Source organism: Embleya sp. NPDC059237, from assembly GCF_042754105.1.
Lineage (GTDB): Bacteria > Actinomycetota > Actinomycetes > Streptomycetales > Streptomycetaceae > Embleya.
Genome location: NZ_JBHZAE010000027.1, coordinates 111980 through 121123 on the forward strand (window position 1 = coordinate 111980; position 9144 = coordinate 121123).

At 70.3% G+C, this 9144-nt stretch carries 9 protein-coding genes and 1 pseudogene; 6 read left to right on the forward strand and 4 right to left on the reverse strand.

Annotated elements, in window-relative coordinates:
- Positions 1–16: 16 nt before the first annotated feature.
- The gene (locus tag ACFXKZ_RS48240) at positions 17–532 is read right to left on the reverse strand and encodes a hypothetical protein (protein WP_380013369.1); all 516 of its coding nucleotides are present in this window, start codon (positions 530–532) and stop codon (positions 17–19) included.
- A 668-nt stretch (positions 533–1200) separates the two neighbouring features.
- Here ACFXKZ_RS48240 and ACFXKZ_RS48245 point away from each other — a divergent pair.
- Both ACFXKZ_RS48245 and ACFXKZ_RS48250 read left to right on the forward strand, forming a co-directional pair.
- The gene (locus ACFXKZ_RS48245) at positions 1201–1560 is read left to right on the forward strand and encodes a hypothetical protein (protein WP_380013372.1); all 360 of its coding nucleotides are present in this window, start codon (positions 1201–1203) and stop codon (positions 1558–1560) included.
- Positions 1561–1759: 199 nt separating this feature from the next.
- On the forward strand, positions 1760–1900 hold the full coding sequence (locus ACFXKZ_RS48250; protein ID WP_380013375.1) for a helicase associated domain-containing protein: 141 nt from the start codon (positions 1760–1762) through the stop codon (positions 1898–1900).
- 377 nt (positions 1901–2277) lie between these two features.
- Here the strand turns inward: ACFXKZ_RS48250 and ACFXKZ_RS48255 are convergent, their stop codons facing one another.
- The gene (locus ACFXKZ_RS48255) at positions 2278–2850 is read right to left on the reverse strand and encodes a hypothetical protein (RefSeq protein ID WP_380013378.1); all 573 of its coding nucleotides are present in this window, start codon (positions 2848–2850) and stop codon (positions 2278–2280) included.
- A gap of 294 nt (positions 2851–3144) precedes the next feature.
- Complete coding sequence (locus ACFXKZ_RS48260; protein WP_380013381.1) at positions 3145–3417, reverse strand: hypothetical protein; 273 nt, start codon at positions 3415–3417, stop codon at positions 3145–3147.
- 140 nt (positions 3418–3557) lie between these two features.
- On the opposite strand from ACFXKZ_RS48260, the pseudogene ACFXKZ_RS48265 reads away from it, so the two are divergent.
- The 3 genes and pseudogenes from ACFXKZ_RS48265 to ACFXKZ_RS48275 form a co-directional block, all read left to right on the forward strand.
- Positions 3558–3683: pseudogene (locus tag ACFXKZ_RS48265) on the forward strand (helicase associated domain-containing protein); the annotation flags it as partial.
- Between the two features lie 130 nt (positions 3684–3813).
- Complete coding sequence (locus ACFXKZ_RS48270) at positions 3814–4425, forward strand: helicase associated domain-containing protein (RefSeq protein WP_380013384.1); 612 nt, start codon at positions 3814–3816, stop codon at positions 4423–4425.
- A gap of 272 nt (positions 4426–4697) precedes the next feature.
- Positions 4698–5600: a hypothetical protein gene (locus ACFXKZ_RS48275; protein WP_380013387.1), complete on the forward strand. Its 903-nt coding sequence runs from the start codon at positions 4698–4700 to the stop codon at positions 5598–5600.
- An 80-nt stretch (positions 5601–5680) separates the two neighbouring features.
- On the opposite strand, the gene ACFXKZ_RS48280 is transcribed toward ACFXKZ_RS48275, so the two are convergent.
- Entirely contained in the window at positions 5681–7297 is a 1617-nt protein-coding gene (locus ACFXKZ_RS48280) for a competence protein CoiA family protein (protein WP_380013390.1), read from the reverse strand.
- A 296-nt stretch (positions 7298–7593) separates the two neighbouring features.
- Here ACFXKZ_RS48280 and ACFXKZ_RS48285 point away from each other — a divergent pair, with 296 nt between their 5' ends.
- The gene (locus ACFXKZ_RS48285; protein WP_380013393.1) at positions 7594–8934 is read left to right on the forward strand and encodes an IS256 family transposase; all 1341 of its coding nucleotides are present in this window, start codon (positions 7594–7596) and stop codon (positions 8932–8934) included.
- Positions 8935–9144 lie beyond the last annotated feature (210 nt).

Sequence of the window (9144 nt, forward strand, 5' to 3'; positions counted from 1 at the left end):
TCCCGACCTTTTTCGATCACGGTGTCGGCGAAGGTTTGGGATGGGCGGCTGCCGTTGTGTTTGCGACAATGTCGCCCGATGTCTCGATGACGTCGAGGAAGTGTCGCAAGACCGGCCATGGCAGCGTCCACGCACCGTGGGCCGTGAACGTCGCCCGATCGGCCGCCGCGGCAACGAACGGGCTCTCCGCCGGCCGAGTGCCGGGAATTTGTACCTTGATGCAGTTGTTCTCGGATGTCTCGGGGGCGAACTCATACAGCTCGCAACACCAGGAGTCCCGGTCCCCGATGTGGAACGAGTTCACCTCGAATCGCCGGTCGGCGAACCGCCATTCGTTGTTGGACGAGGTCAGGGTGCCGATGTCCGAGGTTGCCTCGTGCCCGTGGGCAAGGTCGCCGGAGCCCTCGATCAGATCCACGAAGCGGAGGAGGACCGGCCATGGGGTCCGTCCATCGTGGATCACCGTCCGGACGTGCTCGGCCTGCTTCGGGGTGAAGGGACCGTCGTCCGGCGTGGCGTCGGGAATGATCACGACGAGGTACGGTCCTGTCCCGGGCGCGCCGGAGATGCCTGCCAACTCGTACCGCCAGGCGTCGTCCGGCAGGCTGTAGCCCGAATCCACCTCATAGAGGAGGCCCTCGTGAGCCCAGACGTCCATGAGGGCATGATGCCAGGAGGCAGCGGCTGTCCGGGCGCTTCGGCGGCCCCGCGTTCGCCCGGAGCCGGCGCCATGCGGAGTTCCCGGTTCCCCGCCTCCGAGCGGCGGATGCGCGCGGTGGCGGTTTCCAGGCGCCGCAACGGCGAGATACCGAAGGCGCGTTGCCGTCGGGCGGGATCGCTGCCAGCGGCGGGCCGGGGTGACGTCCGTGGGATATCCCGTGAGTTCCTTCGAGGGTTGCTGAGCTCTCGTGCCTGTGGTCAGGGCCTTCTTCCTCGTTCGTGTGGTGTAGGTGGGATTCTCGATCGCGACACGCAGCACGTGATCACCGCATCGCATCGAGGTCGGTGCCGGCACCCGCGCAGGCCATACTGCACGTCGTGGATCGCGATGACCTGATTGCCGCCCTCGAACGACATGGGACCGATGCCGCCGGCCGGGCTGCTCTGGCCTTGCGAGCCGGGGCTTCCTTCCGGATATGGGCCGAATCATCGGCGTCGGCCCGCCAATTCCTCGACGTGTGGGCATGGCGGGCGCAATGCATGGCGGAGGACGCCTACGAGATCGACAACGGGCGATACGCCGACAGCGTCCGGGTCGCCCGGGAGCAGGCGGAAGCCCTCGGCGTCCACCTCGACGCCCTGCACACCCCCAAGCCCGAGGCGCAGCACCAGCCGCGGCCCGCACTGGTCGGCGACCGCATCCTGTGCAGGGACGGCACCACCCACATCGTCACGAGCCGCACCGAAGTACGCGGCCAGGCATGGCTGTTCGTCGAGTCCGGCGCCGCCTGGCCCGCCGACACGTGCCGACTGATCGACACCAGCCGCGTCGCCCAGATCTGCGAGGACGCGCGCCAGGCCGCCGCTGGCATCCTCCTGGGTCCGGGTGGGACGGGCTGAACGCGGCGCAGCGCGAGCAGCTGGTGGCGCTCGGGTTGCCCCCGCCCGCGTCGGTCGACGCGGCGGCGGCCGAGGCCGGGGCGGCGGCGGTGCCGGTACCGGACGGGCCTCGGCCGAAGCGCACGCGCGAGCACGCGTGGGCGATCGCGGTGGCCGCGGCGCCGGGCCCGGGTGGGGCATGTGGAGGTGCCGCGCCCACGTGGAGACGGTGGTGGCGTTCGACCGGTGGCCGGAGGACGTACGGCTGGGGGTGTGGGTGACCACGACCAGGAGCAGGCGGGCGAAGCTGTCGGCCGAGCGGATCACGGAGTTGGACGCGTTGGGGATGCGCTGGACGTGAAGGCGGGTGTGAGATCCGGAGTGGGGTTTATGTGGGTTTCGAGGTGTCGATCGGTGACCGGCCGACACCTCGGGCGGGTCAGGGCTCGCTCACGCGGCACCGGGCCAGCCCGGCGGCCGTTCAAGCCGGCGTCCGCCGGCTTTCGAATATCGGCCCTGGCGTGAGGTGCCTTCGGACCGGGGGCTCTCGCACTGCCGGGCAGGCCGGTGCCGAGGCCCCCGGAACACCGAGCCGCGTCGCTGCGGCGCACGGGCCGGTCCTCCGCCCAGACACAAAAGAACCCATAGGGATTCCCGCGATACATCCGGCATTTCCGACCGAGCCACGGAACCGCAGTCATGCCGCCCTCTTACAGGACTGCGGAGAATATAACGGGGTTACCTGTCGGCGGCGGTACTGCGTGCGGGTGCGGGCAGCTTCGCTTCGATCCACCGTGTCAGTTGGGAGAGGGAATACCCCTCCGGGGCCGACACCGCGGCCGATACCGACGAGGTCGGGTTCACGGGGAAGTACAGGATGGTGTCGGCGGACCGCGGTGTACGGACCTGGTAGATCTCTCTGCTGTTGACCGTCGTCACCGTCACGTCCGCGTTCTTGTCCCGTTGGGCTGCATCGGCTTGGGACTTCGCGTTTGCGGGGTCGTTCGGATCGGTGCTGTCCCAGACCGCGAGGCGCACCTGTGCGATGGTTCTTCCTGTCGGACCCAGGATGTTCCTCGTGCCGAACAGGCACCAGGGTGCGTTCGGACCGTCCGCGCCCCTATCGAGCACCTGCAGTTCCAGGTCGGCTTGTTCCTTGTCGGTCAGCAGGTCGCACGGGTACAGCGGGGATCCGTTCGGCGGCCGTTCGGCCTTTGCGTCGGAGCAGCCCGCGAGCAGCAACGCGACGGCCGCTGCCGCTCCCGACATGCGGAATCCGAACGCCGCCCGGTTCGGTGGTAACAGACTCATGGAGAAAGGTTGGTCAGAGCGCGGGTGGGCCCGCCATATGATTTCTCGCCAGACACACGCGGCACTCGGCGAGTCGGCTGGCCATGCGTTCGGTCGGTCCCGCGGACACGCACCTGATCTCGGGGTGTTCGCGATCGAACACGAAGCGGGGCAAGAGCGGTTGCCCCGCTCGCCTCACAGACGATCGAACGGGGTCGTGCGTCATGGCGAGGGCTGCCCACCCTGCGGAGGTGTCTTCGCTGGGTGGGCAGCCACGGTCACGCTTGACCCGGTCGGCTTTTCCGACACACGGGGTCAGTTATAGATGTAGAGGAACCACAGCCACTGCTTGGTGTACGAAAAATACTCGTACCGGCACTGGTACTGGTATCCCTCGCGCTGGTATTGCTGGCCGGCGTCCACGCATCCGCTTTTGTCGCCATAGATGTTTCCGGTCCACGTCCACCTGGCTGCGGGGGCGGCGCTCGGACGTTCCTGAGCGAATGCGGGAGCCGCTGTGGCAGCTGCGGAGGTCACGACCACGCCCGAAACAAGAACCGCCGCAACAGCGGCGGAAATCTTCTTCAAAGGTCCTCCTCGAAGGGGCAGTGCGGAATCGCAGGGCCGATTGCCTTGCTGCAAGAGATGACGGTTCCGCAGACGCAGATGTGACTGGATCAGCGATATGACGGACACCACATCGTGATCCCTCAGGGCGCCGATACGCCACGGAGCATGGCACGTTGGCCGCGCCGGCCGATGCCGTGGTCGACGGCCATCCCATCGGGACGTGGCTCGCGAACAGGCGGGCGCAGGATCGGCGGGGCGAGGTGTCCGCCGGGCGCGGCGCGGCGCTTGACGCGCTGGTGGACGGCGAGGAATGGCACCCGGCGCACCGGCCCGTCGCGTGGCAGCGGCACCTCACCCACGCGGCCGAATACCTGACCGAGTGCGGCGAGGCGGACGAGAGGGCGCGGTTGGACGATGGGGCTGGACGTCGCCCACCGGGGAACCGCGATCGGCCGGTGGGTCGCCCGGCAACGGTCCGGGTGGGACGACCTCAACCAGGCGCAGCGCGAGCAGCTGCTCGCGCTCGGGCTCACCCCGCCCGCCATGCTCGACACCGCGGCGGCCGAGGCCGGGGCGGCGGTGCCGGTGCCGGACGGGCCTCGGCCGCGGCGCACGCGCGAGCAGGCGTGGGCGATCGCGGTGGGCGCGGCGGCGGCGTACCGGGCCCGGGTGGGGCATGTGGAGGTGCCGCGCGCCCATGTGGAGACGGTGACCGCGTTCGACGGGTGGCCGGACGACGTCAGGTTGAGGGGTGTGGGTGACCACGACCAGGAGCAGGCGAGCGAAGCTCTCGGCCGAGCGGATCACGGAGCTGGACGCGTTGGGGATGCGCCGGCCGTGAGCCGGGGGCGGCCGGGCCGGCCGACGGGGTGGATTGGGGTTACTCACGATGAACCCCTATACAGCCTGCGCATTTTCGAGGGTGCACATCGGCCCCCGACCGGCCCGAACACCGCTGTGGGCCCCGTCGTTTCCAAGGACGACGCCCCAGGCGACGGGGCAGGCGACGCCCCACGCGACGGGTAATCGGTCAAGCGGTTCGGCGGCCGAGCGTGTGGGTCGGGGGTGGGGCGGGAGTTGCCCGTTCGGCCCGGGCGCGGGGGTCTTCTCGTCGGGGGGATTCTCGTGCGCCGGCGCCTGTGTGTGCGGTCCGGGCCGGGTCGGCCGTGGGTCGGTGTGTGGGATGTGTGCGTCTGGTTCGGGTGAATCGTGTGCGGTGGGGGGTGGGTTGCCAGCACGGTGGGTCGGTGCCCTTTTCGCGGGTCCACACAATCGCCTCGTGGCGTGTCGTGCGGGCTGTGCCCCGCGAAGTACCGGCAGCGGGAAGGCGTCGACCACCTGGCGGTCGGCGCCTTCTCCGCGTCCGGCCGGGGTCGCCGGGGGCCGCTTTCATATTCGCGACCTCGTGTGAGGCCCGGGCGAACCTGGCCCGGGCGGGATACGGGGACGCCGTCGAGGTCGTGGTCGGGGACGGCGCTCTCGGACATGCGGCCGGGGGCGCCTACGACCGGGTCCAGGTCACCGCTGGCGTGCGCCGCGTCCCCGCGGCGTGGATCGAGCAGGCGAGGCCCGACGCGGTGATCGTCATGCCTTGGGGGACCGACTACGGGACCGGGGACTGCGCGCTGCGCCTGGTCGTCGACGCAGACGGCCAAGGTGCGAGCGGGCCGTTCACGATGGCCACCGCGTTCATGAAACTCCGCCAGCAACGCCCGAATCGGCGTCCCTACGGCGCCGCGTCGCTCCCCTCCGATTGGGCCGGGACCGCCGAAGCGTCCACGACCGCGCTGGGATGGGGCGACGTGGTCGCCGGGCCGTTCGACCCCGTCGGCTTCGTCCTGGGACTGCGCGTTCCCGACTGCCTCGCCCAACCCGTCCCGGACGGACACGGCGGCGGAACCCTGTGGCTGCACGCCGCGGACACCGGCCACGGACACTCCACAGCCGCCGCCGGATTCGCCCCCGGGCATACTCCGAACGTCCTGCAGAGCGGGCCGCGACGCTTGTGGGACGAGGTGGAGGCGGCGTGGCACTGGTGGGACGGGCAAGGACGTCCCACCGGCCACGAGTTCGGTCTCACCGCGACGATCACCACCACCGGCGAGACGTCCGCCGTCGAGCAGCTCGCTTGGTACCGCGGCCGAATCCACCCACTCGCCCCGTTGGTACACGACGTACGTCCCGCCGGCACGGCACGGTGAGCACCGGGGCGTGAGGGTCATGTACCTCGGCTGTCGTCGGGCCTGACTCGGGCGAGTCGCCGAACCTGTCCACATCGTCGTCACAGGCGTTCGAGGATGTTGCGCAGGATGGTCTCCACGGACCGCGTGTCGCCGGGTATGCGGTGGGTGTTCTCGCCGGCCGTGGCCAGGAGCGCGTCGCGGGTGATCTCGGGATCGAGTTGTCCGCTCTCCATCGCGTCGAGAACGGGACTCACCGCAGAGTGCACCGCCTCATCGATGGGGAACCGACCGCGTGCAAGGGCCTTGAGAGCTGCGGTGACGTCGAGCAGAAGCAGGGTCCGGCTTCGGTGGCGCGGCTGTGGTGCGGGTGTGGCGTGCGCTGGCCTGGGGACGGCTTTGTCAGGTCGGTGGAACATCTCGTCGGTGATCGCGGGGCCGGCCACGAGGAAGTCGGCCAGGTTCCGCGCCCGTGACTCGCCGGGTACCTGCAGTCTTTCCAGGCGCACGTGCGGGGGCAGGGCGGGGAGGATGTCACGGAGTTGGGTGCGGGTCTCCATCAGGACGGTCAGCGCGGGGTCCAGGCCGTCGAGGAGCCCACGTGCGGGGGTGAGCGTGGCCACCGGGGCGCCGCTCGCGCCGTCCAGCACCGCCACGCCGCCTGCCCAGTGGGGGGCGGCCGCGCCGAAGACGACCTGGACGCGCAGTTGCTCGCGTTCGGCCCACGCGTGCACGGCGCCGGTGAGTTGCTCCCTCCTCGCCGAGGAGCAGGCGTGCCAGTGCCCGGCCCGGTCGGCCAGGGCCTTTCTGCGTCGGGCGTGCTCCTCGGCCGCGCGGTGACGTTCGGTTTCGGCGTCGAACTCGGCCTGTCGGGCCTCGGCCTGCGCGATGAGCGCATGGCGTGCGGCGGCCTCGGCGTGGGCCTCGATCTCGGCCGTCTCCCGCTCCAGGGTGATGTAGTGGCGGGCCGTCCACCAGAGCGGGGGCGGCGCCGTCGGAGCGTGGCGGGAACCGCGTCCTTGGTGGGGGGTGACCGTCGACTTCAGGACCCAGCCCACGAATCGGGACAGCGGTACGCCCTCGACCGGCTCCCACCACCGGCGCGGTGCCGCGCCCGGCGCCGGGTCGACGAACATGGCGAAGCGGCGCAGCCCGTGGGTGAGGGTCCAGGTCACGGTGGTGTCGGTGTCGGTGGGGGTGGCCTCGACGGCGGGAACGGCGTCGAGCCAGGGTGCGGGTGGTGTGCCGGGTTTGGGGGCGGGTGCGACCCAGCAGACGGTGACGTCGTCGCGGGCCAGGTTCGCTGTCCTGGCGCGGATGGCGTCCACGCCGATGGGCGACAGTTGGGCCTCCCAGGCCATGCGGTGGGTGCCGTCGGGGGATGTCGCCAGGACGTCGGCGCGCCAGGAGCCGTCGGCCGCGGCCACCTCCAGGTGGGCGAACCAGCCCGCGTCGCGGACCGCGGTGAGCAACTCCAGTTTCAGGAGGTGGTGTTCGAGGGACTCCTCGGCGAGCCGGCAGCACGGGGCGCCGGGGTCGTGTGCGAAGAACCGCAGGCCGCGTGGGGAGATCTTGGCGTGGGAGCCGTGCGCGCACGCCGGGCACGTCAACGCCGCCCGGGGCCGCGCGAGATGAACCTCGCGCCAGCGCCGCCCGCACCCCAGGTCGGGCAGGGTCGCGTCCAGCACGCCCCACTCCCGGTGCACCGCAGTGAACACCACCGTGATCCCCCCGCACCGTCGAACCAACTGTCGGGCCGTCACCGCGCACCGGTGGCCAACCGATGCCACGCCCCACGCGCCGACGATCCCTTGCCCCCATCATCGCCTCCATCACCGACATCGGTCGTGGCGTCTCGAACGATGCCAAACCCGACCCCCGCGCGGATGCGGCGGCCGGGCGCCATGGGGTGGCCGGATGCCCGACCGACAACGGGCCTCCCCGGGCTCGAGGTTGGGGGGCACGGAGGGACTATCAAGGGCTCGGTGTACACCCTGAGCAAAGGGAGTATCCGATGACCGATGTGGCGATTACGACGACCGGGTCGACTGTGGTGGAGGGCGTTTCGGGGACGTCCGGGCCGGCTACCGGGCAGGGCGTGGACACTACGTTGACGGCGGCCGTGGCCGAGCTGGCGGAGAAGGCGGCCGAGCGGGCCAGGGCGGGTGGGGTGCGTCTGCTCGGTGAGGGCGGTCTGTTGCAGGCACTGGCCAAGCGCCTGATGGAGGACGCGCTCGACGCGGAGATGGAGGAGCATCTCGCGGCCGAGCAGGCCCGCACCGGTGGGGCGAGCGCGCGCCGGGGTGGCAATGCCCGCAACGGCACTCGCCGCAAGACGGTGAACACCGAGGTCGGGCCGGTCACCCTGGACATCCCGCGGGATCGGGCGGGCACGTTCCGCCCGGGCCTGGTCCCCGTCCACGCCCGCCGCACCGGCGCGTTGGACGAGATGGTGATCTCGCTGACCGCGAAGGGCCTCACCGGCGGCGAGATCGTCGCGCACCTGGCCGAGGTCTACGACATCACCACCTCGAAGGAGACCGTCTCCACCATCACCGACCAGGTGTTGGGCGGGATGAACGAGTGGCGGACCCGCCCGCTCGACGCGGTGTATCCGGTGGTCTTCGTCGATGCGATCCACGTGAAGATCCGCGACGGCCAGGTCGCCAACCGCCCCGTCTACGTCGCGCTCGGCGTCACCGTCGACGGCTACCGCGACATTCTCGGGTTGTGGATCGGCGACGGCGGCGAGGGCGCCAAGTACTGGGGCCAGGTCCTGGGCGAACTCAAGAACCGGGGCGTCAAGGACTGCTGCGTCCTGGTCTGCGACGGGTTGAACGGCCTGCCCGACGCCGTCGCGTCGGTCTGGCCCGCCACCGTGGTGCAGACCTGCATCGTCCACCTCCTACGGAACTCGTTTCGCTACGCGTCCAGGAAGGACTGGGCGGCGATCTCGCGGGACCTCAAGCCCGTCTACACGGCGGCGACCGAGGCCGCCGCGCACGAACGCCTCGCCGAGTTCGCCGCGACCTGGGAGACGGCGTATCCGGCGATCGTGCGTTTGTGGGAACGCAGTTGGGCCGAGATGGTGCCCTTCCTCGCGTTCGACCGCGAGATCCGCACCATCATCTGCACCACCAACGCGATCGAGTCGATCAACGCCCGCTACCGCCGCGCGGCCAACGCCTCCGGTCACTTCCCCAACGAACAGGCCGCCCTCAAACGCCTTTACCTCGCCACCCTCGCCCTCGACCCCACCGGCAAGGGACGTGTGCGCTGGTCCAACAAATGGAAGGCCGCGCTGAACGCCTTCGACCTCGCCTTCGACGGCCGCGTCACCGCAGGCCGCACCTGAGCCGAACCGGCGACGACCAAACGAACGAAACCTAGTCGAAACCCAGACTCACTCAAACGAGACCCCGTACACCTAAATCCTGGCTCTTCCAAGATTTTCGTAGCGGGTGATCGACTACGTCGAACGATGAGACGCGACGGCACCGTTGGTAGAGGCTGGTGTCGTGTGACGTCGATGTGCAGGCATTGTTCCCGCAGTTGGCCGCAGTCC

Bases quoted from the DNA above. Each gene is read 5' to 3' on its own strand.
- ACFXKZ_RS48270 (WP_380013384.1), top strand. From the start codon at position 3,814: ATGGGGCTGGACGTCGCCCACCGGGGAACCGCGATCGGCCGGTGGGTC.
- ACFXKZ_RS48285 (WP_380013393.1), top strand. From the start codon at position 7,594: ATGACCGATGTGGCGATTACGACGACCGGGTCGACTGTGGTGGAGGGC.
- ACFXKZ_RS48245 (WP_380013372.1), top strand. From the start codon at position 1,201: ATGGCGGAGGACGCCTACGAGATCGACAACGGGCGATACGCCGACAGC.
- ACFXKZ_RS48255 (WP_380013378.1), bottom strand. From the start codon at position 2,850: ATGAGTCTGTTACCACCGAACCGGGCGGCGTTCGGATTCCGCATGTCG.